20 protein-coding genes are annotated in these 23,126 nt (G+C 69.1%); 10 read left to right on the top strand and 10 right to left on the bottom strand.

Going from position 1 to position 23,126, the window contains the following annotated elements; genetic code table 11:
* A partial coding sequence (locus ACFWY5_RS44395) for a hypothetical protein (protein ID WP_379638447.1) occupies window positions 1–238 on the top strand: 238 nt, incomplete at its 5' end.
* 1,460 nt (window positions 239–1,698) lie between these two features.
* Here the strand turns inward: ACFWY5_RS44395 and ACFWY5_RS44400 are convergent.
* Together ACFWY5_RS44400 and ACFWY5_RS44405 are read right to left on the bottom strand one after the other, a co-directional pair.
* Window positions 1,699–2,667 (bottom strand): hypothetical protein, encoded by a 969-nt coding sequence (locus ACFWY5_RS44400; protein WP_379638448.1) that lies wholly within the window; start codon window positions 2,665–2,667, stop codon window positions 1,699–1,701.
* Window positions 2,668–2,718: 51 nt separating this feature from the next.
* Window positions 2,719–3,507 (bottom strand): hypothetical protein, encoded by a 789-nt coding sequence (locus ACFWY5_RS44405; RefSeq protein ID WP_379620030.1) that lies wholly within the window; start codon window positions 3,505–3,507, stop codon window positions 2,719–2,721.
* A 1,134-nt stretch (window positions 3,508–4,641) separates the two neighbouring features.
* On the opposite strand from ACFWY5_RS44405, the gene ACFWY5_RS44410 reads away from it, so the two are divergent.
* The 4 genes from ACFWY5_RS44410 (at window position 4,642) to ACFWY5_RS44425 (ending at window position 10,416) form a co-directional block, all read left to right on the top strand.
* The gene (locus tag ACFWY5_RS44410; RefSeq protein WP_379638504.1) at window positions 4,642–5,418 is read left to right on the top strand and encodes a transposase family protein; all 777 of its coding nucleotides are present in this window, start codon (window positions 4,642–4,644) and stop codon (window positions 5,416–5,418) included.
* Between the two features lie 383 nt (window positions 5,419–5,801).
* On the top strand, window positions 5,802–6,197 hold the full coding sequence (locus ACFWY5_RS44415) for a hypothetical protein (protein ID WP_379620032.1): 396 nt from the start codon (window positions 5,802–5,804) through the stop codon (window positions 6,195–6,197).
* A 442-nt stretch (window positions 6,198–6,639) separates the two neighbouring features.
* The gene (locus ACFWY5_RS44420; protein ID WP_379638449.1) at window positions 6,640–8,064 is read left to right on the top strand and encodes an aldehyde dehydrogenase; all 1,425 of its coding nucleotides are present in this window, start codon (window positions 6,640–6,642) and stop codon (window positions 8,062–8,064) included.
* A 48-nt stretch (window positions 8,065–8,112) separates the two neighbouring features.
* Window positions 8,113–10,416 (top strand): sensor histidine kinase, encoded by a 2,304-nt coding sequence (locus ACFWY5_RS44425; RefSeq protein ID WP_379638450.1) that lies wholly within the window; start codon window positions 8,113–8,115, stop codon window positions 10,414–10,416.
* On the opposite strand, the gene ACFWY5_RS44430 is transcribed toward ACFWY5_RS44425, so the two are convergent.
* The 5 genes from ACFWY5_RS44430 to ACFWY5_RS44450 form a co-directional block, all read right to left on the bottom strand.
* Window positions 10,365–11,402 carry a hypothetical protein gene (locus tag ACFWY5_RS44430; protein ID WP_379638451.1) on the bottom strand — a complete coding sequence of 346 codons (1,038 nt, stop codon included), beginning with the start codon at window positions 11,400–11,402 and terminating at the stop codon, window positions 10,365–10,367. The genes ACFWY5_RS44425 and ACFWY5_RS44430 overlap by 52 nt on opposite strands.
* A 13-nt stretch (window positions 11,403–11,415) precedes the next feature.
* Complete coding sequence (locus tag ACFWY5_RS44435; RefSeq protein ID WP_379638452.1) at window positions 11,416–11,829, bottom strand: hypothetical protein; 414 nt, start codon at window positions 11,827–11,829, stop codon at window positions 11,416–11,418.
* The gene (locus tag ACFWY5_RS44440; RefSeq protein WP_379638453.1) at window positions 11,732–12,724 is read right to left on the bottom strand and encodes a class I SAM-dependent methyltransferase; all 993 of its coding nucleotides are present in this window, start codon (window positions 12,722–12,724) and stop codon (window positions 11,732–11,734) included. The genes ACFWY5_RS44435 and ACFWY5_RS44440 overlap by 98 nt, the downstream gene beginning before the upstream one ends.
* A 199-nt stretch (window positions 12,725–12,923) precedes the next feature.
* Window positions 12,924–13,634 carry an RDD family protein gene (locus ACFWY5_RS44445; protein ID WP_379638454.1) on the bottom strand — a complete coding sequence of 237 codons (711 nt, stop codon included), beginning with the start codon at window positions 13,632–13,634 and terminating at the stop codon, window positions 12,924–12,926.
* Entirely contained in the window at window positions 13,631–14,017 is a 387-nt protein-coding gene (locus ACFWY5_RS44450; RefSeq protein WP_379620046.1) for a PadR family transcriptional regulator, read from the bottom strand. The genes ACFWY5_RS44445 and ACFWY5_RS44450 overlap by 4 nt, the downstream gene beginning before the upstream one ends.
* Window positions 14,018–14,129: 112 nt before the next feature.
* On the opposite strand from ACFWY5_RS44450, the gene ACFWY5_RS44455 reads away from it, so the two are divergent.
* The 3 genes from ACFWY5_RS44455 to ACFWY5_RS44465 all read left to right on the top strand — a co-directional run bounded on the left by ACFWY5_RS44455 (window position 14,130) and on the right by ACFWY5_RS44465 (window position 16,540).
* Entirely contained in the window at window positions 14,130–15,356 is a 1,227-nt protein-coding gene (locus tag ACFWY5_RS44455; RefSeq protein ID WP_379638455.1) for a serine hydrolase domain-containing protein, read from the top strand.
* Window positions 15,357–15,481: 125 nt separating this feature from the next.
* Window positions 15,482–15,895 (top strand): hypothetical protein, encoded by a 414-nt coding sequence (locus ACFWY5_RS44460; protein WP_379620050.1) that lies wholly within the window; start codon window positions 15,482–15,484, stop codon window positions 15,893–15,895.
* 153 nt (window positions 15,896–16,048) lie between these two features.
* Window positions 16,049–16,540 (top strand): GNAT family N-acetyltransferase, encoded by a 492-nt coding sequence (locus ACFWY5_RS44465; RefSeq protein ID WP_379620052.1) that lies wholly within the window; start codon window positions 16,049–16,051, stop codon window positions 16,538–16,540.
* Here the strand turns inward: ACFWY5_RS44465 and ACFWY5_RS44470 are convergent.
* Genes ACFWY5_RS44470 through ACFWY5_RS44480 form a run of 3 tightly spaced genes read right to left on the bottom strand, consistent with a single transcriptional unit; the run spans window position 16,534 to window position 21,063 of the window.
* On the bottom strand, window positions 16,534–17,724 hold the full coding sequence (locus ACFWY5_RS44470; RefSeq protein ID WP_379638456.1) for a winged helix DNA-binding domain-containing protein: 1,191 nt from the start codon (window positions 17,722–17,724) through the stop codon (window positions 16,534–16,536). The two genes, ACFWY5_RS44465 and ACFWY5_RS44470, sit on opposite strands and share 7 nt — an antisense overlap.
* A 22-nt stretch (window positions 17,725–17,746) precedes the next feature.
* On the bottom strand, window positions 17,747–18,871 hold the full coding sequence (locus tag ACFWY5_RS44475; protein WP_379638457.1) for a serine hydrolase domain-containing protein: 1,125 nt from the start codon (window positions 18,869–18,871) through the stop codon (window positions 17,747–17,749).
* A complete protein-coding gene (locus ACFWY5_RS44480) occupies window positions 18,868–21,063 on the bottom strand; it encodes an MMPL family transporter (protein ID WP_379638458.1) in 2,196 nt (731 codons plus the stop codon). The genes ACFWY5_RS44475 and ACFWY5_RS44480 overlap by 4 nt, the downstream gene beginning before the upstream one ends.
* A gap of 208 nt (window positions 21,064–21,271) precedes the next feature.
* Here ACFWY5_RS44480 and ACFWY5_RS44485 point away from each other — a divergent pair, with 208 nt between their 5' ends.
* Together ACFWY5_RS44485 and ACFWY5_RS44490 are read left to right on the top strand one after the other, a co-directional pair.
* Window positions 21,272–22,456 carry a sensor histidine kinase gene (locus ACFWY5_RS44485; RefSeq protein WP_379638459.1) on the top strand — a complete coding sequence of 395 codons (1,185 nt, stop codon included), beginning with the start codon at window positions 21,272–21,274 and terminating at the stop codon, window positions 22,454–22,456.
* A gap of 8 nt (window positions 22,457–22,464) precedes the next feature.
* The gene (locus ACFWY5_RS44490; RefSeq protein ID WP_379638460.1) at window positions 22,465–23,121 is read left to right on the top strand and encodes a response regulator; all 657 of its coding nucleotides are present in this window, start codon (window positions 22,465–22,467) and stop codon (window positions 23,119–23,121) included.
* The last annotated feature ends 5 nt before the right edge of the window (window positions 23,122–23,126 follow it).

Here is a 23,126-nt window from a genome sequence, read left to right on the forward strand (position 1 = left end):
TGCAAACACCACACCCCGTAAGATCGCCGATCTTCAGCACGGCTCAGACTGGCAGGTGATCACTTGGCGCCACCACCGATTACGGGCCAGAGCCGAAAACCGTACAGTCCCGTTGGCGGCGCTTTCGCATGCCCTGATGCATGCCACCGACGGAGCCGGTGGGCGGGAGTTGCCTTGGTTGACGACGAAAGGAGTTGATCTTGTACTGTTGCGGGTCTTCTCGGGAGGTGGTGTGTGATGTCGGATCAGGTGTGCCTGGGACCGTGCAACGACGGGGCTCGCGAGCTGTGGTCGGGGTTCTTGTCGGCGCGGGATGCGCATGCGAACGCGGTGGATCGCTGGGTGCGGGACGATGCCGAGAGGGAGCCGCCCGAGGAGCCGGTGATGCCGGAGGTTCGGTGGCGGCCGGGCGAGCCGCTGGTGTGCGGTCGGTGTCGGGCGACGGCGCGGCGGGCGCTGCTGGAGCTGGATGCGCTGGCTTCGGTGATCTCGGCGAGGTCAGATGGGTTCCGACCGCCGTCGAAGTGGTCGAGGGTGTCGGGGTCGAGGCCGAAGCTGGAGATGTCGCCGGACGCGATGCTGCTGGATGAGCTGCTCGGGGATCTGCTGTGGTTCGAGGATCAGGCGCGGACCGTGCTGGGTGCAGCGCCGCGGCCAGAAGGTGCGCGGGGTGCGCTGGCGCGGTCGCGGTCGGTGGCGTGGTTTGGTCGACCATCTGGAGCCGGTGCTTGCTGCGGCGCCGGCGGGGCCGCGCGAGCTGGTGACGGGCGTGCTCGGTTGGGAGCGGCGCCTGCGGTCGATGGTGGGTGATGAGCCGCCGGGGTGGACGCCGGCGCGCTGCCGGTGCGGGGACCGGAATCTTCATTGGGATCGGGCGGTGGGCTAATTCATTTGCGGGGCGTGCGGAAATCACGTGTCGGGGGCGGAGCAGCGTGGTCTGGTCGCCGAGGAAGCCGGGTGAGCTGCGGACTGTTCTGGCCGTTCGAGTTCAACCGTGATGTGTCGGCGCGGCCATGCGACGCTGCTGTCGTGCAGAAGTGGCCGGCTGTTCTCCGAAGAGTGCCCCAAGGCCTGTAAACATCAAGATGAGCTCGTCCGATGCTTTGAGAGACTGCGACGGCTACGCCGGGCAGCCCAGCAAGGGAAGCAAGCGCGTCAGGAACGCATCTGTGCTTTTGAATCTGGCCGGTACGGTTCCGCTCACGGTGTAGATGGTTTGCCCGCAGGTGAACCGGTCGAATGTGTTACCTGTGGAGTACTTCATCCTGCGGACAGCGATTCCGTGGATGCGACGCATATTTCCCGCTCGGACGCCCGGTAGCCGGATGTCGGCAGGATATGCGCTAACTTTCAGCACGGCACCGCTACCCAGTTCGGCATAGATATCGGCGTTCCTTGCGGGAAGTTGGGCGCGTTGAGCTCGTATATTCAGACCCGCCAACGCGGCAACAACCTTGCGTTCCAAGGCATTGAGCGGTGGCGGGCCTGTTGGTTGGGTCTCATTGGGAGTGCCTGATGCCCGGCTTGGCTGGGCAGTGGACGGTGAGCCCGGGGGGCGTGTTTCTGCGGAGGTGTTCGGTACCTGGCTTGGCTGGGCGGAGGGCGGTGGGCCTGCCGAGCAGGCGGCACCCAGGACCAGCACGCTGATCAGCCAAGCTTTTGTCACCGGTCTCTCCACCCTCACGCGGTCGGATGGTCTCAGTCTCCTGGCCGTCGATCGGCGCCTGAGGCCCGGATGATAGCTGCCTGTTCTCCCAGGAACTGAAGGAATGTTCGGTCCTGAGATATTTTGGCGATGACGCCATCGTAGCGCTGCTGCGCGGAGGTGAGCACGGCCGCGTTTCTGTCGATGAACCGTTGAGCAGCGACCGGCTCAGCGGCACGATACCCACGGGCCCATATCTCGTTGCAGGCTCCAAAGACTCGTGCTCCGGTCTGCTGTTGTGCCGCGCCCTGAACGGCATGTGCATCAACCTCGGCCGGGCTTTGCGCCGTGATGCCTCCGACGCGCTGAGCGCAGGCGGCGTAGTCGCTCTTCACCGCGTTGAGCGCCGAGGCTGAGATCTCCTTCCGCATAACCTGACGTTCGTCTTCGAGCTGACGTTTTGTGTCCCAGATACTCGGCACGGCTGCCTTGGCCTGGCCGACGCATCCCCGGGCAGCGAAGTCTGGACCTCGTCCTTTGGGAAAGGCCCCGGTGCGCCTGTAGTCGGATATCTCCGCTGCGCTCTCTCCGTAGCGAGAACGGGTGTATCGATCTCGCTCTTGAGGGGCGAGCTGCTCCTCGTAGGTGCTGTTTCGCTCTGTCGCCGGCACTTGCTGTTCCTTCGTCACCGTTCGTGGCTGCGGAGCATTGAGGCCGCTGGCGATCTTCACTGTCTCTGCCTCCGGGAAGGAGGTATCACGCCAGTAGGTGAATCCCGCGCGGCTCATGCACGCGGCGATGATCGCCTCTTGTTGGTAAGCTTCCCAGTAGGCGATGGTGTCGTCGCGAAGCTCCGCCTCGGGTGATTTTCCGAAGCCCGGGAAGCTGTCGAGCGGACTTTCCGAGCGGTCAGTGGCGAAGCTGGGAAGCGCCAGCAAGGTGATGCCAGTCGCCAGGACTCCCAGGCCGGCTATCAGAACGGCGACTGCGGCGCGACGTAACTGGTTTCCTGATCCGTCCATCGTGATTCTCCCGAGTAGGACTTGCGTACGGTGCGCTTGGACGAGTCCTCATCATGGCCGGGGATAGTCCAGAACATTGTCGATTGCCAGGCGGTATCGCCAGGCTTCAGTCCACGCTACCCCGTGGCCGAGACCACCCCTTTGATACCAGTTCACCGCTTGCTGGTTCGTGTGGAAGAACAGCTCCACGTAGACGCGGTGCGGCGCTTGCGCGTGGCACTCGGCAAGTCCATCACAGTCCCACTTGTTGCTGCCGCCAGGTACTACTGGATTGAGGTCCTCGATGAGCTCGTTCGTCAAGGCGGTGCTCTTGGGGCTGCCCGACGGGAACATGACCAGCAAGTATTGAGTGGAGTTGGGGCAGCCGCCAATGGCGTTGCTGTGTGTGACGATGTGGACGTCCGCGCCCCATCGGTTGGACCTGTCGACGCTCTCCTCGTACTTATCGTCGCGAGCGTTGGGGCTCACGGCCACCTCGTACGTGTTTCCCCAGAGAGATAGGTTGTTGCTTGACCCATCGGCAGCTGCGTAGCGGTTCCAGTTCCGCCCGTTGATGTTCTCCTCCCAGCCGCACTCACCGCGGTCGCGGCTGTCCGGGTGCCGGGGAGAAGAGAGGAAGACCTGGACATCGTTCGAGGGGATTGGCGACCAGTAGTTGTAGGCATCAGTGACTTCGTTGTGATCGGCGCTAGCCGGTGCTGCCCACATCACTGCCAGCAACAGGCATACTGCGGTCGCGATTCGTCCGGCAGAGCTGCTCGACCTCTTGTTACGTAATTTCAGTAATACAATTCCGGATGCCAGAAAGGCACATCCGGAAGCGATCAGGATCCATGCCATGCCGCTCCTCTTGAACGTCTCGGTGGATACCTTCCGGGGTACCGTGCTAATTACGTTGAACAGAAGTGCTCGACTTCTGCGGGAGCTCCGAAGCTGAGAACGGCGGTCGCGAGCCGCTGGGCTTGCCATTTTAGTTTTCCATCTTTGCGCGACAAGTCAACATTAGACACCTCTGAATGTAGACGAAATATAGATATGCGGAGAGTATAGGACCGCATACGGCATGAATCTTTCTAGATTAAAAGGCTTTCCCCTGACTATTGCGGAGACTCGCACCCAAAGTGACACGAAAGCCGCAAATCTCGCGCTCGCTGTCGACGCTAGCGGCTGCCAGGCTCCCGATCGAGATTCTGCGCAAGCGGTACGCCAGGCCGCTGCGGCCATAGGGCTGCTGACCTTGTGAGGTGCCGTGCTTGGCCACGTGCCATCCAAAGTGGCCAGGCTGATGGCCAGCGGGCGAGCTGTGCCAATCAAATCTGGCCAAGCTGCTTAATGATCAATGGCCAGATTCAATATCACCCGACAAGCCTGACAGCGTTGAGTCGGGCGTGCTGCCGCGGAAGCGGCGCGTCAGGATGCAGAAGCGATAGCGACTCCGCTTACGTTGCGCGCGAGGGTGAGGATGTGTAACACGCCGTGTCGGCGGGCGTTCTATGCCCTCACCCGCGCTGGCGGTCCTGAGCTGCACGAATACGCGCGAAGCGCTGAGAGCCCTTGTAGCAAGATCGCCTACGTGCCTAATGCGACCAAGCGAGATCGTCTGTCAGCGTTGATCGTGCCGCGTCAATCTTGCATTGATCGCGCGTCCGGAATCGTCCAGTACGTCCTCTAACGCGAGCCTTGCGGAGGTGAGACGTGCACCCAGCGACCGCGCGCCAAGCCGCCGAGCGCCTCGACCGCTCCCCGATCACCATCCGGCAATGGGCACGCCGCTACTCAGCGCGACTCCTCGGCCGCGTCGGCCGCCAAGGGGTCTACGACTACGACGACCTCGCCACGATCGAAGGCTGCATCTGGCGAGGCGACGACATCCCTCCAACCCCCGAAGTCCGCGACGAGCTCCCTGACGTAGAAGAGCCCCTGGTAGACGGGTTGATCACCACAATCAAGACTCGCCACAACCAGGAGCTCTGGGTGCTGTTCTATCGCGCTGCGGTCGATTTGTCGCGTTCAACGCTGAACTACGTCGCCGGGATCATCCGGCGGCATCGCAAGGCGATGGGATCGCGCTGGCGGCGCCTCAACCCCGGCCAGCAGGCCCTGCTGGTGCTGGTCTATCTGCGCAAGGACGAGACATTCGCCGAGATCAGCGCGGGCTTCGGGGTGTCGGCCACCACCGCGTGGCGGTATGTGGAGGAGACCGTGATGCTGCTATCGGCTCGCTCACCCAAGCTCGCGCAGGCGTTACGGAAAGCGGCTCGGGACGGGCTGACCCATGTGATCCTCGATGGCACTCTCATCCACACCGACCGGGTGCGTGCCGACCGGCCTTTCTTCTCTGGCAAACATCGCGTGCACGGCATGAATATCCAGGTCATCGCCGGTCCGGACGGGACCATCCTGTGGACCTCCGGAGCGCTGCCGGGCAAGACTCACGACCTGACCGCCGCCCGCGTCTGGGGCATCCTGCGAGAGTTGGAGAAGGCGGGGATCCTCACCCTGGCCGACAAGGGCTACCAAGGCGCCGAGGCCACCGTCGTCATCACACCGTACAAGGGCAAGAACAAGCCCGACTCCCAGAAGCGGGCCAACCGCTCCCACGCCAAGCTGCGCGGACCCGGAGAACGCGCGAACGCCCAGCTCAAGGCCTGGCGCATCCTGCGGAAGCTCCGCTGCTGCCCGCATAAGGCCGGCCATCTGGCCAAAGCCATCGCCGTCCTGCAGAACCACCGAGCGACTCAGCCCGCCTGAGGATGAAATAGGTTCATTGCACGGCTATCTGGGACCGGTATCGGCGTACATGTTCACCTCCGCCTTGACCGCGCTGGTTCGCCGCGTTGGGCTTTGCCTCCGCTGCGGTGATCGCGGTGGGGGTGCTGGTGCCTCTCGGGTTTGCCGGCGCCGGCCTGGCCAACTTTGTCGGCTACCTTGCCTGGAGCCTTTGGGCGCTGTGCCTGGCCGTGCGCTACCGAGGAAGGCTCCAGACTTCGGACGAGCGTGCGACGGAGACCAGCGAGGTCAGCTGACCACTACCCTCTGGCGTGCTCGTGACGCCGTGGCGAAGGTGGTCGCGGGGTGCGACCCTGAAACCTTAGAGGTGGCTCCGGTCGGGGAGGCGGGATGGACTGTCGGGCATGAACCTGCATTGGAAGTCCATCCTCGGCGCCGCGGCCGTGGTCGCGGCCGTAGTGACCATTCCCGCGACAGGAGCCCAGGCCGCCGGCTGCGGTGTCAACGGCAAGGGCGTGCTGTGGTGCGGCAACGAGGGCAACGCCCCGCTGTACGACAAGCCGTCCACCACCATCCCCGCCAGCAACCTCATCGACAACCTGTGGACCACGAACAGCTGGTTCACCTGCTGGTCGGAAGGCCAGTACCACAAGGGCGGCAACACCACCTGGTACAAGACCCAGGGCGATAGGAAGGGCAAGTGGGGCTGGGTGCCCGCCGGCTACGTGTTCACCTCCGACGGCTTCGACGCCAACCCCAGCAGGCACGGCCTGCCCAAGTGCCAATACGACTGGGACTAGAGGACGTGGTTGACCCCGCCTGATCGGGCCTCATCGCGCCGGCGCGCACGTCACCAGGGCGATACCCGCCGACGAAGAAGGGGATCCGGGGCACTCCGGTGCGGCCGCCCCCGGCCAGGCCGTGGAGCTGGTAGGAGCGCCTCCGGACGCGAGGCGGTGACGTACGCCCGATGGCGTTGTCGCGGCGGTAGCCCGGGGCGGGGGCGGGTGGCGAGTGAGTCTTGGTCCTGGGGGCTGCACGACGCGTTGTGTGCCCAGGCCGGGAACGAACACCGTGCATGCGCGGAAGGGCCGGCGGTGTTCGATCTGGAGAGATGGGCTGTCTGTCTGATCGTGCGCGTGTTCTATCCAATTCACGCACCTCCCCTCCCGCTACTCCGGCATGCCGATATCCAAAAGCTTGACAGGGCGGTGACAAAGCACCCACGAAATGAGATACGACATGACCTTCTACTACGAGCTCTTCATCGGCGGTCACTGGACCGCACCCGCCACTTCGGAGATCATCGAGGTCCGCTCTCCGCACGACGGGTCGCTGGTGGGCCAGACTCCGCACGCCGGCACCGCGGACGTGGACGCCGCGGTGGCCGCGGCCCGGGACGCGTTCGACCGCGGGCCCTGGCCACGAACCGATCCCGGGGAGCGCCAGAAGACGGTGGCGCGCTTCCAGGAGCTCTACGCGGCCCGCGCCGCCGAGATGGCCGCGCTGATCACGTCGGAGAACGGCACGCCGATCTCGATGACGACCGGCCTCAACGTCTACGGCCTGCCGGAGCAGACCGGCGCCTACCTGCGGGCCGCGGAGAGTCTGCCGTGGGAGGAGGAACTGCCCTCCGGTTCTCTGTTGCGCAGGGAGGCGGTGGGCGTCGTGGCCGCCGTCATCCCCTGGAACGCTCCGCACCAGTCGGCCCTGGTCAAGATGGTGCCCGCCTTGCTAGCCGGCTGCGCCGTCATCCTCAAGGCCGCCCCGGAGACCGCGATCGACGCCCTGGCACTCGCGGAGATCTTCGCCCAGGCCGGCTTCCCCGAGGGCGTGGTCTCGGTCCTGCCCGCCGGTCGCGAGACCAGTGAATACCTGGTCGCCCATCCCGGCGTCGACAAGATCGCCTTCACCGGATCGACCGGCGCCGGCCGGCGTATCGCCTCGATCGCGGGTGAGCGGTTGAAGCGGGTCAGCCTGGAGCTGGGCGGCAAGTCAGCCGTGGTCATCCTCGAAGACGCCGACCTCGGCGCCGTCGTGGAGGGCCTGAAATTCCACTCGCTGAGCAACAACGCCGAGAACTGCCAGGCCCACACCCGCATCCTCGCTCCGAGGAGCCGGTACGACGAGGTCGTCGAGGCGATCAGGACCATGATGGAGTCGCTGATCGTCGACGATCCGTCCGATCCGGCCACGTTCATCGGCCCCATGGTCCACGCTGACCAGCGGCAGCGGGTGATCTCCTACATCGAGATCGGCGTCGCCGAGGGCGCCCGCCTGGTCACCGGCGGCCCCGGGGTGCCCGAAGGGCTGGAGGGCGGCCACTACGTCAAGCCCACCCTGTTCGCGGACGTCGACAACTCCATGCGTATCGCCCGCGAGGAGATCTTCGGTCCCGTCCTGGTCGTGATCCCCTTCGACGACGAGGACGACGCCGTCCGCATCGCCAACGACTCCGACTACGGGCTTGGCGGCGGCGTCTGGTCCGCCGACCCCGGCCGCGCCGTCGACGTCGCCCGCCGCATCCGCACCGGCCTCGTGCTCGTCAACGGCGCCATGCCCGCCTGGGATGGATCGTTCGGCGGTTTCAAGGCGAGCGGCATCGGTCGCGAGTTCGGGCTCGCTGGCCTGAACCAGTACATCGAGTACAAGACCATCGGCCGCTGACGTTAGGCTGCGGGGCGGCAAGGGTGTAGGTGATCGAGAGGCGGGCGGTTGGCAGGGGAGGCCGCGGCGCTGCTGGTGCGTTTCGGCCGCAGGTACGCCGCCGCGGTGCGCCTGGCGACGCTCGTGCCGATCTGCGCCATCGCCCCGTTCCGGGCCCCGGCCGAGCAGCTCGCGAGCACCTTGGTCGTGGTCGGCGTCGCGGCGGTCTGGACCTGCGGGTTCGCGTGGTGGCTGCGGGCGGGGCGGGGGAACGCGCTGGTCGCCGTTGACGTGGCCGTCCTGCTGGGGCTGTTCGGCAGCGTCTTCTGGACCGACGCCGTGGCGGACAAGAACACGGGGTGGTTACGCCTGCTGGTCACCTTCGCCTGCGCGACCTACCAGTGGCACACCTCGCCGGTGGCGGGCGGGGTGGCCGCGGTCGCCGCCGGGGGCGGGGCGGTGGGGCTGCTCGTGGCGGCGGGGGCGTTGGAGGTGGACGCGAGCCTGGCCACGGGGACGTTGTGGGCGCTGTCGGCCGCCGTGCAGGCCAGAGCGGCCTGGATCCTCGTCAGCCGCGCGGCGAAACAGGCCGACCTGATGGCGGCCGAGGCCCTGCGGGCGCGCGGGGAGGCGCTGCTGGCCGCGGCCGTGCGCGCCGAGGAACGCGAGCAGGTCAACTCGCTGCACGACACGGCGGCGACGACGCTGCTGATGGTGGGCTTGGGCCAGGTGCGTTCGGACGCCGCCTGGCTGGGCCCGCAGGCGCGGCGCGACCTGGGCAGGCTGCGCTCGGTCAGCGGGCGGGCGCCGGAGGAAGCCGACCTGGTCGAGCTGCTGCGTACCGATCTCGCGGCCACACAGCTGACCGTGGACTTCGACGGCCCCGGGCGGCTCCGCCTGCCGTTCCATGTCGCCAGGGCGATCACCGACGCGGCGGGCGAGGCTTTCACCAACGTGCGCCGTCACTCGGGCACCAAGCACGTGACCGTCCGGCTCAGCGGCGACGCGCGGGCGCTGCGCCTCGACGTCGCCGACCGGGGGAAGGGGTTCTCGGCGCGGGACGTGCCCGGGACCCGGCGCGGCGTGCGCGAGTCCATCCGCGGCAGGATGGAGCGCGTCGGCGGCACGGCCACGATCACCTCCGCCGCGGGCGAGGGGACTCAGGTTCTGCTCGAATGGCGGGACGTGGGTGCGGCCCCCGTCGGTGACACCGTTGTGAAGGATGTCGTCGAGGAGTCGGCGCGGGCGCGGCTGGGGCGCGGTCTGCGGGTGGCGACGCTGGTCGTCGCCATGATCGGCGTCTTCGGGATCGCGCTGCCCACTCTCGTGAGCAACGTTCACACCTATGACACGCCGCTCGCGCAGTTCGGGGCCTTCGCGGTGCTCGGGGTCGTGCTGATCGCGGAGGCCGTGCTGGTCGTCCGCGGGCGCTCGTGGGACCGGTGGCGCGGCCCGGTCATCGCCGCCGTGCTCGCCGCGTCCATGCTGTCGTACGTGAGCCTGCCGGACGGTCGCACGTCGACCGGCGAGGACTGGATGTTCGCCGCGGCCACCTGGGCGGGCCTCGTCGTGGTGCTGGAGCGTCCCCTGCGCGCCGCGGCGCTGTTCCTGCTGGGCCACGAGCTCATCGCGCTGCTCCACCTGCTCCTGTTCGAGGGTGCCACGCCTGAGTCGCTGGCCCGGTTCGCGACCGGGTCCGTCACGGTGATCGGCTTCCCGTTGTGCGTGGCGGTGGTGGCGACCGTACTGCGCAGCCTCGGCACGGCGGCGGTGGCCGCGCGCAGAGAGATCGAGCGGGTACGCGTCGCGGAAGCCGTAGCCGCCGAGACCCACAACCGCAGGCAGGAGCGCTTCGCCGAGTTGTCGGCCACCACGGTGCCGCTGCTGGAGGGGCTCGCCGACGGCTCACTCAGCCCCGAGAGCCCGGCGGTCCAGCGGAGCTGCGCCATCGAGGCGGCCCGCATGCGCAGGTTGTTCGCCGAGTCCGACGAGGCCGCCAACCCCCTGCTGCACGAGTTGCGCCACTGCGTCGACGTGGCCGACCGCAAGGGCGTCGTGGTGGAGCTGGACTCACGCGGCCAGTGGCCGACGCCGCCCGTGGCGGTCAGGCGGGACCTCACCGAAGCGGTCCTCGTCGTTCTCGCCGGCGCGGCCTCCCGGGCCCGCGTCACGGTGGTGGGCAGCGCCGCGCTGGTGTCGGTCAGCGTGGTCGCCGACTGCGGCGAGCTCGGCGTTACGGCTCCAGCCGCTCCGGGGGTCCGCGTCGAAGCGCTGACCAGCGACGACACGGTCTGGATGGAGGCCCAGTGGCAGCCTGCCGATCAGGGCGCGGACCAGCTCACCTCGCCCTTCGCGGTCACGGTGACCAGCTGACCGGTCTCGGTGAACCTCGCCGCCGTGACGCCGGCGCGTTGCCCGCTGACCTTCCCGTCGCGGTCGAGCAGTTCCAGCCGGCCGTCGCTCACCACCGCGATCGCCGCGCTGGTGGGGTCGGCGGTGACGCCCGCCTCGGCTTGAAGGTCACGGGACCAGATCTGCCGCCCGAGCGCGTCGACTCCCCGGATCGAGGTGTGCGGTTGGCCCCGGCCATCCATCCAGCGGGAGATCAGCGCACCGCCGTCCTTCCCGGCCACACACTCGCCCACCTGAGGAAGGTCGCTGCGCAAGGGCACCGGCCCCAGCCCGCTCAGCATGCCCCCCTTGGCTCCGGTCAGGAACACCGGGCCGCCCCGCGCACCCACGCAACCGCCCCAGTAACCGTTGGCGGGCCACCCGCTGCTCGCCGCCCGCCAGCCGCCGGGGTCCCGGGTGAAGCGGAGCATGGTCGCGCCCGCCAGGTCGGGATCGGCGAAAAGCAGCAACGCCGCCGACCGGTCGGGGCTCTCCACCCAGACCGCGTCATCGGCACTGGCGATCGCGTGCGTCTTCACGGAGCCGTCGGTACGGGAAACGACCAGCCGCCCGCCCTTGCCCGAGGCTTCCACGACCACCGCGTCGGCGTCCGAACGCAGGCTGACGACCCGGTGACGGTCCGCCGCCGAGACCGCGACCTTCTCCACCTTCGCGCCGGCGCGTGACCACGGTGGCACGTGGGCGCCGGAGAAGATCGCGTCCGGGCACTGGACGCCGCAGCGGGCTTCGACGCCGGTACGCGACTCCGTCCACACGCGGCGGCCGTCACGCGCGTACCCGGAAAACATCTCGGTGTTCGGGTCGTAGAGGAGTGCCCCCGTGCCGGAGGCGGCGAGAACGACCGGAGGGAGCCGCGAGGTGTCCGCGGCAGGCGTTTCCGGTCCGTTCGCCGAACAGGCGGTGGCCATGATCATGACCATGGCCACCACCGGCAGGCGCGATTTCAAGGATTTCGCCCGCCTAGACCCGGCTGGTCTGACCGTCGCAGTAGGGGTCGACGGCGCTCGCCTTGTGGAACTGCATGCCGAAGCCGAGGTACATCTTGCTGCCGAGCGAGGTGCGACCGCTCACGATCTTGTCCCCGAACCCCTTCTTCACCGTGAGGTTGTAGCCGTTGGTGATGTCCGGGTCCGGCGCGTTGTTCTTGTCGACGTACACGCGGAAGGCGAGGTAGTTCGTGTTCCCGGCGTTCCCGCCCACGTGCCACGAGACCTTGGTGACGACGTGTTGCGTCGAGGTGTTGTAGTAGTGCACGCCGATGCCGAGCCGGTAGCCGTCATCTGAGCAGCTGCTGCTGAGGTACTTGGGAGCGGCCGCCGCGGCCGGGTGCGCGGCGACCATGATCCCGGCGGCGGCCACGGGGATCACGGCCATGGCGGCGAACCGCCTGTAGGTGCTTCGCATCTGCGAGTGTTCCCTCTCTCACGGTGAGTAGATCGGGAAGGACTCTAGGGATGCTCGGTATGTTCCGGGTATGGCGCTCAGAACCGGTAATGGAGGATCCGGGCACCCTGCCGGACAGGCCGTCGCTCAGGGCGGTCAACCGGGTGAGGGCGCGGAGTGGCTGGGGGAAGGAGGCGACCTCGGGCGCTCGGGTCAGGAAGATCTCTTCGACCAGCCGGAGGCCCGCGTTCCAGCGCTCGGGCTCCCGGGGATCATCGAAGCCCTCGCCGCCTCTGATGCCGAGTGCCTTCATGGCCGGGTGGAAGCGCATGGACCAGCCGGCGAACCGGGTGTACGCGTTCAGGACCAGCCCACCGGAAGCGACGTGCCGGGTGAGCCGGCGGACGAGCCGCCGGAACGTGTCGCCGGGCATGAAGGGCAGGACCCCCTCCGCCACGATCATCGCCGGGCGGTCGGCCGGGATCGCGTCCAGCCAGCCCTCCGTGGTGAGGTCCGCGGCGATGGGATGCCCGCCGGGAAGCAGCCCGGTACGCAGGTCGATGACCTCGGCGTGGTCGACGTCGTACCAGTCCACGCCCGGTGGAGGGGTACAGCGCAGCATGCGGGTGTCCAGGCCGCACCCCAGGTCGAGCACAATACCGCCGGGGTGTCGCGCGCAGAACGCCCGGACCCTGTCGTCGATCTTCTTGGCCCGCAGCGCCGTTCCCGATACGACGCTGGGGGAGGCCTTGAACCTGGTGAAGTCGTAGTCCAGCCGCTGGACCAGATCGGCGGACGCCTTGTCGTTGAGGATCGAGTTCGGCAGCCTGCTGTCACAGCCGCGGGCGTACAGCGTGAGGAACAGGGTTTCCTGGATCGGATCCATCCAGTCCTCCTTGTTGCTAGTCGTTTCAGTTGTGGCTGAAATAACTATACAGCGAGAGTGCTGGAGCACCTGGCCGATCACCGCTGGGCTTCTCCCGGCGCGACGGTGACCGCGCCCATGCTGGTGTACGCGACACGGTCACGCCCGTCGAGCAAGCCCTCCTCCTGAAGAGCGCACCACTCTGGAGCTCGCCACGGAACTAGGACGGTGACGTCACCCGTACGACCTTGGTCCCGGTCAGGAGGTCGAGCAACCGGCGCCGGTCCCCCCACACGAAGGGCAGCCAGTCCAGCCAGGCGGCCGGTCCCAGGATCAGGCTGAGGCGCTGGGCGACGCCCCTGGCCGGGTGGACGCGCAGCCCGGTCTCGGTCGCGACGCGCAGTTTCAGCAGGCGCTTGCCGGGGGTGGTGCCGGTCCAGGCCTCCACCAGGCCCAGGCCGGCGATCGACCAGAGCAGGGCGAGCGGGACGCCCAGGGTGTAGAGGAGCCCGGCGTAGCCGTAGGGGTCGGCGTCGCAGAGTACGGGGCCCACGGCCACGCACCCGTCGCCGATCTTGAAGTACAGGAACGGCGGGAACGCCAGCGCGAAGCCGTTCCCCACGTCGTTGATGCGGACGATCCCCTTCACCAGCAGCGCGAGCGTGACGCCGGCGAGCGGCAGGTTGTCGATCACGATCGCGGCCAGTCGCGCGTTCAGGGGAGCGGGCGGCGCGGATCGTAAGTCGGCGAAGGTGGCCGCCGCCTCCCTCGGGGTGCCGAGCCGCTCCAGGGCGTGGTCCAGCTCTCCCGTCTCGGCCGCGTCGGACAGGTGCGCGCCGAGCTCCGCCCTGGCCTTGTCCCGGGCCGGTCCCGTCAGGTGGCGTCCGACCCGTTGCGCGTAATCGTCGATGATCTCTTGCTCGTTGCTCATTCCCGCACCTCACCAAGCGTGTCGAGGAGCTGTCGCATCCCGCCGACCAGGCCGCTCCACTCGGCGCGCAGCATGGCGAGGTACGTGCGACCCTCCGGAGTGATGACGTAGTACTTGCGCGGCCTGGCCCGCCCCTCGGCTTCCCAGGTCGCCAGAATGTGGCCGGAATCCTCCAGCCTGTGCAACAGCGGATAAAGCGTGCCCTCCTTGACCTCCAGGACCCCCTCGGCCGTTTCCCGCAGCACCTTCAGCAGCTCATAGCCGTATCGGCGGCGAACGCCGAGAACGGACAGCACGGCCAGCTCGGTCGTGCCGCGGGCGAGCTCGCGACGCAAACGAGCGAGGGCGGCCGATCCCGGCGGCGCCTCGGAGTCCTCAGCCATAAGACGACGGTACGACCCGATACCTTACGTGGCAAGGTATCGGGTTGAACTGGGCCGGGCGTGTCAGGGCGATGGCGGTCCGGTGTCAGGACGGTCGGTGATCGTGGCTGCCATGAACGACACAGGGATCGCGGCCTCGGGTCCGCGGAAGGCGTACAGGAAGAAGACCGCGCGGGTCTTCTCACGGATGGCGGTCACGGCGCTGGCGGCCACGCTGCTGGCCGGGGTGGCCACAACGGAGGCCACCGCCGCCGGGCAGGATCGCCCGGAGCTGCAGAAAGCGATGCAGGCGCTGGTCGACATCGGGTTCGCCGGTGTGCAGATGCGGGTGAACGACCCGCGGGGCGAGTGGGTCGGCAACGCCGGGGTGCGCGAGCTGGGCAGCGCGGAGAAGCCGTCGACGGACGGGTCGTTCTATGCGGGCAGCGTCGTCAAGCCCTTCACCGCGACCATGGTGCTGCAACTGGTGGCCGAGGGAAAGGTCGGGCTGGACACGCCGGTGGCCACCTATCTGCCCAAGCTCGGGATGGACCGGCGGATCACCGTGCGGATGATCCTGCAGCACAGCAGCGGCCTGTTCAACTACACCGGCGAGTACTACCCCGACGGCACGTTCAAGCCGGGCATCCCGGCCACGGGCCGGGAGTGGGTGGAAAACCGGTTCAAGAGCTACAAGCCGCATGAGCTGGTACGGCTGGCGCTGTCCAAGGAGCCGAGGTTCGAGCCGGGGGAGGACTGGAGCTACTCCAACACCAACTACACGGTCGCACAACTGCTGATCGAGAAGGTCACAGGCCACTCCTACATGACGGAGATGAAGCGGCGGATCCTGCGGCCGCTCAAGATGCGGCACACCATGGTGGGCGAGGACCGGACGCGGCTTCCCGGGCCGCACGCCCGCGGCTACTACCGCTACCAGGACGCCGACGGCCAGTGGAAGGTGGCCGACGTCACCCGCCAGAACGTCTCCCTGCTCCCCGCCGCCGGCGACCTGATCTCGACCACCGAGGACCTCCACACGTTCTCCTCCGCGCTGATGGGCGGCAAGCTCCTGCCGCCGGAGCTGATGGCCGAGATGCGCAAGCCGCACCCGAAGAGCGCCGGAATCTTCGGCAGCTACGGCCTCGGCTTGTACGTGCAGGAGCTGGGCCCGGACTGCGGCGGCACCGTCGTCAACCACAACGGCAGCCCTCCCGGGGGCTACAGCGCGCTGATGATCAGCTCGTCCGACGGCAAGAAGACCCTGACCGCCTCCATCAACTGGGGGGACACCGCCTTCGACGCGGCCCAGGTACCGAAGACGTTGGACAACCTGGTCAAGGCGGCGATCTGCGGCTGACCAAGATCACCGCCTGCGGTGTGACCAACCTCGACCTTCTGACGTGCGGTGACATCGGATCGACGTCCGGATGAAGACGGCGCGCGGTTCGCTTGCGGCTTCAGCAACCGGCAGAAGGAGCCAGCATGCGAAGGCTGTTCAAGCTCGCGACCGTGGCCATCGGCGTCGGGGTCCTCGCGTTCACCGGGACCTCGGCCGCCGCCGAGGTTTCGGCGCGGGAGAAACTCACCTGCGGGGGCGGTGTGTTCCTCGACGGTATCCGGGCTCTCACGATCAGCGAGAACGGCCGCGACGAGGTGTACCTCACGAGCAACGGCGGGAAGATCTGGCCGGCCGGCCGCTACGTGTCGATGGCCGCGGGTCAGCGGGTCGAGGTCGACAAGTGCGTCCCGTCCAACGCGGTGATCCGCCTGATCGAGGTGGACGACCTCGATCCCAACGACCAGCTCGGCCAGGTCACCCTGCAGGGCGACGTCACCAAGGACTACAGGCTCTGCTGTGGTGGTGGCGCCGAGTACCGGCTGGGGGCGGTCAGGTAGTCCGCGCGGAACGAAGCAGCCCCGCCGTCCAGGAGGACGGCGGGGCGCCACGTTCACCATGGCGCCCGGGATCCGGTTCTGTTTCAACACCTCGCCGGAGACGACCATCGACGCGATCCGCCGCTGGACATGAGCCCGCGATAGCCTCCGCTCATGCCGATCCGGTACGCGCTCCCGCCCGACGCTGATGCCATGGCAGAGGTCACCTGCGCCGCGTTCGCCACATTTCCCGACTTCGACGTCACCCCCCGGCAATCGGCCGCCAACTGGCTCCGGAACCTCCGCACGGAGGCGGCCGAACGGCCTCGGCCGCATCACACCAGGGTCGCCGAACTGCCGGACGGGACGGTCGTCGGCCTGATCATGGGCGGTCCGGCGGATCCCGAGCTCGGATGCGACGCCGAGATCTACGCCCTCGCGGTCCGCCCCGGGCACGAGCGACAGGGCCACGGCCGCGCCCTGCTCCTGGCCTCGGCCGCCGATCTGGCCGGTGCCGGGTTCGGCTCGCTGGCGATCCGCGTACGGGCCGGCAACGAACGCGCCCGCCGCTTCTACGCCTCCCTCGGCGGAGTGGAAGCGGGCGAGGCGTCATCCGGCGAGGTCGTCTACTCCTGGCCGGACATCAGGGCGGCCGGCCGTCAGTAGGTCTCGAACTCGACGTTCACCGACGCCGCGCCCCGCAACGGCGCGACCCGCTCGGCCTCATCCTGGATCGCCTTCTTGTCCCGCGCCCGCAGCGAGCCGAACGTTCTGACGGTGACGGTCAGCTTCCTGCCGCTCTTGCGTGGCCGCCAGATGCCGGTGATCTGGCCGTCGGCGAGGACCGTGCCCGGTTCGCCGACGGTCTTCCACACCTCCCGGTGGTACTTCCGGTCGACGATCGTCTCCCGGTCACGCATCTGGGTGTACGGATCGCGCGGCGGGAGCAGGCGTACCCCCTGAGGCTTCGGTGCCGACCGCAGCGCGTCGAGGTCCTCGGCGAGGATCCACGACCTGCCGTTGAACCCCACCTGGATCAGCTCGTCCTCGACCAGGCTCCACCAGGGGCCGGTGTCACCGGCCTTGATTCCTGCCCACGCGGCGAAGTCCGCGCGGGTCGACGGTCCGTGGCAGCGCAGGTAGCGGCGGAGCAGTTCGGCCCGCGCGACCTCGGGGCCGATGTCGGGGATCGTCCGGCCGAGCCACTCCTCGACCAGGACGAACGGTGCCTTGTTCCCGTCGCGCGGCGCGAAGCAGACCGTGCGCAGCAACGTGAGGATACGGATGCAAAAGTGCACGACACCTTCACCGAGCGGCTGGCCCGGGGCGTAGGGGCCCTTCCCTTCCCAGATGCCGCGTTGCCGCTCCGGCAGTTCGGCGGCGATCCGGACGGCGAGTTCCGCGCCCAGCTCGTTGATCGCGAGCCGGCGCCCGGACAGCACGGCGTCGATCTCGGCGCCGGTCAGCTCGACCGCCTCGGTCAGGCTCATGCCGAGCTCGTCCAGCGCCTGCTGCACGCCGGGAATGAGATGCAGCCGCCCCTCCTCGCCCGGCGGAAGCACGCCGGTGGTGAACACCGGCGCGTCCGCGGTCGGGAAGTAGAACGGCGAGCCGCGCATGCACCAGCTCTGCAGCAGGCTCTTGTCCTCGGCGACCGCCTGCTCCACCCGTTCCGGCGTGAGGTTCTCCACCCTGGCGTGCAGGGCCGGCAGCGCCGAACCGGGCGGGCTGTTCTGGATCCCGCACCGGCCGGCCGCGTCGAGCAGCCCGCCTTCGCCCAGCCGTGCGGTGAGGTGGTGGGCGTTGAGGCGAAACGCGATGACGTCGCCCTTCGAGACCTTGTCAGCCACGGGCGCACACTATCGCGGCGACTCAGCAGAGCGCGTTGTCGATCAGGCGGGCGGTGGCCTTGCCCTGCTCCGGTGTGCCCGGGTAGCTGGTGCGGGAGACGACCACGCTGGTGCGGCCGTCCTCGGTGACGGCGTTGTCGGTGATGAACCCGGGCGTGCCGCCGGGGTGCGACCAGACCGAGATCCCGCAGCTCAGCTTCTGCTTGGCCATGCCCAGACCGAACTCCCTGCCCGGCGCGCCGACCGGGACCGTGGTGGTCATCTTCTTCAACTGCCCGGGCGACAGCAGCCGGCCGCCGAGCAGCCCGCGCCAGAACCTGCTCAGGTCGGCGGTGGTGGTGACGGCCTCGCCCGCCGGGCCGGCCCAGCCGAGGCTGAGCCGGGTGGCGCGGAACGGTCGGGCGGTCTTGGCGTCGTCGGTGTAGCTCTCCGCGTGCGGCTTGGGCAGGCGCGGGGAGTCGCCGGGCAGGGTGGTGTGCCGCAGCCCCAGCGGGGTGATGATCCGGCGCGTCACCTCCTCGCGCCAGGAGTTCCCGGTGGCCCGCTCGATGATCATCCCGGCCAGCAGGTAGTTGATGTTGGAGTAGCTCCAGCGGGCGCCGGGGGCGAAGAGCGGGCGCCGGCCGACGCTGAGCGCCACCAGCTTCTTCGGGCTCATACGCAGGAACCGGTACGCGCGGTAGCCCCGCTCGGTGCGCATCTTCATCTCGATGTCGCCCACGGAGTCATGCAGGCCGCTCGTGTGCTGGAGCAGGTGCCTGACGGTGATCTTGCGCCCGTCGTTGCCGTTGCCGCGCACCAGCCCGGGAAGCCATCGTTCGACGTGGTCGCCGAGGGACAGGCGGCCCTCCGCCTCCAGTTGCAGGATCACGGTGGCGACGAAGGTCTTGGTGTTGCTGCCCATCCGGAAATGCCCGTCGACGGGGACCGGCACCTTACGGCCGCGCACCGCCGTACCGCTGGCCGCGGCCAGGTCGTCGCGGGGTGAGACCACCCGGGCCTGCACGCCCAGCGTGCCGGCGTCGCGGATCGTGTCCAGATCGGCCCGCAAGGCCGTCCGGTCGTATCGGGGGGTCGCGTCGGCCTGACCCGCCGCCGAAGCGACCAAGGCCACCAGCGCCAGCATCGCACTCTTCATCATCATCATCGGTTGCCTCCCGGCAGATGGTTTCGGGCCGACCGGTTGCCGGCCCGGGATTCGGTAAGGAGCGGCCACCAGACCGCCCGGCCGAGGAGCGCGGCCAGGGCGGGGACCAGCACCAGCGACACGACGAGCGCGGAGAGCATGATGCCGAGCGTCATCGCGAACGCGATCTGCTCGTTGCCCGGTGACGTGACGAGACTGGCGAAGGAGGCGGCCAGGACCAGGCCGGCCGTCGCGATGGCCGGGGTGGTGTGCCGTACGGCGCGGGCCACGGCGGCGCGAGCCGTACCGGATCGCCGCATCTCCTCGCGGATGCGGTCGGCGATCAGGATGTTGTAGTCGGTCCCCAGGGCCACGACGAACAGGAACAGCACAAGCGGCAGCGTGAAGCTGACGCCCGGCTCGCCCAGGACGTGCTGGAACAGCAGGGTCGCGGCGCCGAGGGTGGCGGCGAAGCCGAGCCCGACGGAGAGCATCAGGATCAACGGCGCGAGCAGGCTGCGCAGGAGCAGCAGGAGGATCAGCGCGATCAGCGCGGCCGCGACCGGGAAGACGATCGTGAGGTCGTGGTCGACGGCGGTCGAGATGTCGGCGACGATGGCCGGGGTGCCGCCCACGTGCGCCGTCGTCCCGGCGGGCGTGTGCTCGGCGACCGCGGCCCGGATCGGTCCGGAAGCCAGGTCGCGGGCCTGCCGGCTCCGCGGGTCGGCGGTCGGGTAGAGGTCGATCCTGGCGGCGCTGTGGTCCTTGTTCAGGACGGTCGGCGCGGGCCGGCCCACGCCCCTGACCTCGGAGAGCGCGCGGGACAGGCCGTCGAGCCGATCGGTGGTGAGGGCGCGGCCGTCCGTGGAGGCGACGTAGACGCTCGTCGGGTCGGACACGCCGGCGGGCAGCGTGCGGGAGATCTCGGCGGCGGTGGCCGCGGCGGGGGTCTGGGCGGCGGAACCGGCTTGGCCGTAGTCCATGTGGATGCCGATCAGCCCGGCGGCCGGCGCGGCCAGCAGGGCGACGGAGGCGGCCAGCATCGCCAGCGGCCGTCGCGTGACCAGCGCGCCCAGGCGGGCGGCCCGGCCTTCTCCCGGTTCTGCGCGCAGGGCCGTACGGGAGGGCCAGAACATCTTGCGCCCGGCGGCGGCGAGCAGGGCCGGCAGCAGGGTGAGGCTGCCGATCATCATCACCAGGACCGCGACGGCGATCGCGGGGCCCATCGAGCGGAACTGCCCGAAGGTCGCCAGGCCCAGCGTGGCGAACGCGGCCACGATGGTCAGCGCCGCCGAGGTGATCGCGGCGCCCACCCGGGCGGAGACCTGCGCGGCCACCTCGCGGGCGGGCTGCTCCGGCCTGGCCCGCAGGTGCTCGCGGAAGCGGAACAACAAGAACAGCAGGTAGTCGATGCCGATGCCGAGCAGGACCACGTTGATCAGGCCGGGGGTGCTCGCGTCGAGCTTGAGCCCGGTGAGCATCGCGGCCCCCGCGACCGCCCCCGCCGCCACGAAGCCGATCAGGGCGACCGCGAGCAGCGGCAGCAGGGCCGCCAGTACGCTGCGGAACACCAGCACGTTGAGCAGGATGATCAGCCCCATGATGATGCCGCTGCCGACCGTGGTGACGATCTCGCGCGAGTCGACGGTGTCGACGGTGTCGGCGAGCGCCCCGGTGAACCCGGTACGCATGCCCGCCTCGGCGAAGTGCGTCCTGGCGGCGTCCCGGAACGTCCGGTAGACGCCCTGGACGCCCTTGTCCGAGCGATTGCCGACCAGCTCGACGGAGAGCAGCTGGAAGCTCCCGCCGGGCGCGGTCATCGCCGGGGCGATCCGCGGGGTCTGGGAGCGGTCGGGGATCAGGAACTGCTGCGGGCCGTCGTCCTCCCTGGGCATGATCACCCGGCGCTTGGCCAGCTTCGCCGCCTCGGCCTCGACCCGCTGTCGGTCGGCGCCGGTGAGCGCCTTGCCGTCGGACCGGGCGACCAGCACCGTCACCGTGGTGGCGTCGGGGTTCACCCCGAACCGCTCCTTGGCGATGCGCAGCGCGGCGGCCGAGTCGTAACCGCTGGGCAGGAAGTCTCCGGCCTGGTTCTGCGTGACGCGGTCGAACAGCGTCGGAGTCAGGGCGCTCAGCGCGACACCCAGCACCGCCCAGAGGGCGATGACCTTCCATGGATGTCTGGTGGAGTACCCGGTCAGGGCGCGGATCACGATGTCCTCCGGCGGACGGAATGCGGATGTCTGCCGGGGGCTCCCGGCCTGCATCCAGACCATCAGCCGCAGGGGCGCGGAACCTCGTGGCAGCGGATGATCCTGATCGGGGCCCTGGGTCCTTCCCTCCGCCCGTGACCAGGAGCGTGGTCCTGGTCATCGCCGTCGCTGTGTAACCCTGGTCCGGGGACGGGACACAGGGGGAAACATGCTCAGGAGCCGGCAGGCAGACGACGCCGAGCCGCCGTGGACGCGTAACGACGCGCTCGTGGCCGGCGGCGCCTGCGTGATGAACCTGCTCAGCTACGCGTTCTTCAACGCCCCCGACGGCCGGCACGCGGTGAGCGTGGCCGGGTTTCTCTTCGTCGCCCTGGCGGCCCTGCCGCTGCTCGCCCGGCGCCGCCACCCGGTGGCGGCGCTCACCGCCATCCTGGTACTCGACTCGGCGGCCACCCTGATCGTGCCGCTGCCCAGGCACTTCGGCGCTGTCCTGGTGGTCGCCCTGTACTCCGTCGCCAGGGCCCGCCCCGGCCGGGTGACGGCGGTCGCGGCCGTCGCGACGGTGGCGCTGACGCTGGTGAGCCAGAGCGCCGGCCACCTTCCGTCCTGGCAGGACGCCGTCATCCCGCCCCTCACCACCTTGATCGTCGTCGGCACCGCCATGGCGGTCAACCGCTGGCAGGCGGAAGTGGCGGCCAACCGCAGGCTCCTCGCCGACCGCGCGGTGGCCGACGAACGCCGCCGCATCGCCCGGGAGCTGCACGACATCGTGGCCCACCACATCACGACGATGCAGCTGATGTCCGGCGGGGCCCGCGCCAACCTCGGCGAACCGGAGGTGGTCCGGGACGCGCTGGTCACCCTGGAGGCCTCAGGGCGGCTGGCGCTGCGCGAGATGCGTCAGCTCCTCGCCGTGCTGCGCGACGGCGACGAACCGGAGGCCACGCCGGCGCAGCCCCAGCCGGGCGCCGACGACCTGGGCCGCCTGGTGGAGGAGTCATGCCTGGCCGGGCTGCCGACCGAGCTCAGCGTCCACGGGCCGCGGCGCCCGTTGCCGCCGACCGTCGGCCTCACGGTGTTCAGGATCACCCAGGAGGCCCTCACCAACGCCCGCAAGCACGCGGGGCCCGCCCGCGCGTCCGTCCGGCTGACCTATGCCCGGGACCAGGTCACCGTCGAGGTGCGGGACGACGGCGGGGGAGCACCGCCGCTGGAGGGCGCGCCGGCCGGGGGTTACGGCCTGATCGGCATGCGTGAGCGCGTCGCCCTGCACGGCGGCGCCCTCAGCGCGGGCCCGCAGGCGGACGGCGGGTTCGCCGTGGTGGCCCGCCTGCCGCTGACCACGGACGAGTCCGACGAGGCGGCCGTCCAGCACGAGGGGGCACGCCGATGATCAGGGTCATGATCGTGGACGATCAGTTGCTGGTACGGCGCGGCCTGTCGCTCATCCTCTCCCCGGACCCGTCGTTCGAGGTGGTGGGCGAGGCCGAGGACGGCGCGCAGGCCGTCACCCTCGCCCGGCGGCTGCGCCCCGACGTCGTCGTGATGGACATCCGGATGCCCGTCCTGGACGGGGTGGCCGCGACCAAGGAACTCGCCGCCACCGTGCCCGGCAGCCGGGTCCTGGCCCTCAGCACCTTCGACATGGACGAGTACCTCGTGGGCGCCCTGCGCGCCGGAGCCTACGGGTTCCTGCCCAAGGACAGCTCCCCGGAGGAGCTGAGCGCGGCGATCCGCACCGTCCACGCCGGCGAGGCCGCCGTCGCGCCCCGCCTGCTCACCCGGCTGATCGCCACCTACGTACGGGCGCCCCACGGTACGCGGCCGGCCACCAAGGGCCTGGGCGAGCTCACGCCCCGCGAGGTCGAGGTGTGGCGCCTGATGGCCACCGGCCTCGACAACACCGAGATCTCCCGGGTCCTCGACATCAGCCTCTCGACCGTCAAGAACTACATCACCAGCATCTTCGACAAGCTCTCCGTCCGCGACCGCGCGCAGGCGGTCATCGTGGCCTACGAATCGGGCTTGGTGACCGCGGGTGAGGAACACAAGCCATAAAGTCT

The organism is Nonomuraea sp. NPDC059007, from assembly GCF_042740555.1.
In the GTDB taxonomy this organism is placed as follows: Bacteria; Actinomycetota; Actinomycetes; order Streptosporangiales; family Streptosporangiaceae; genus Nonomuraea.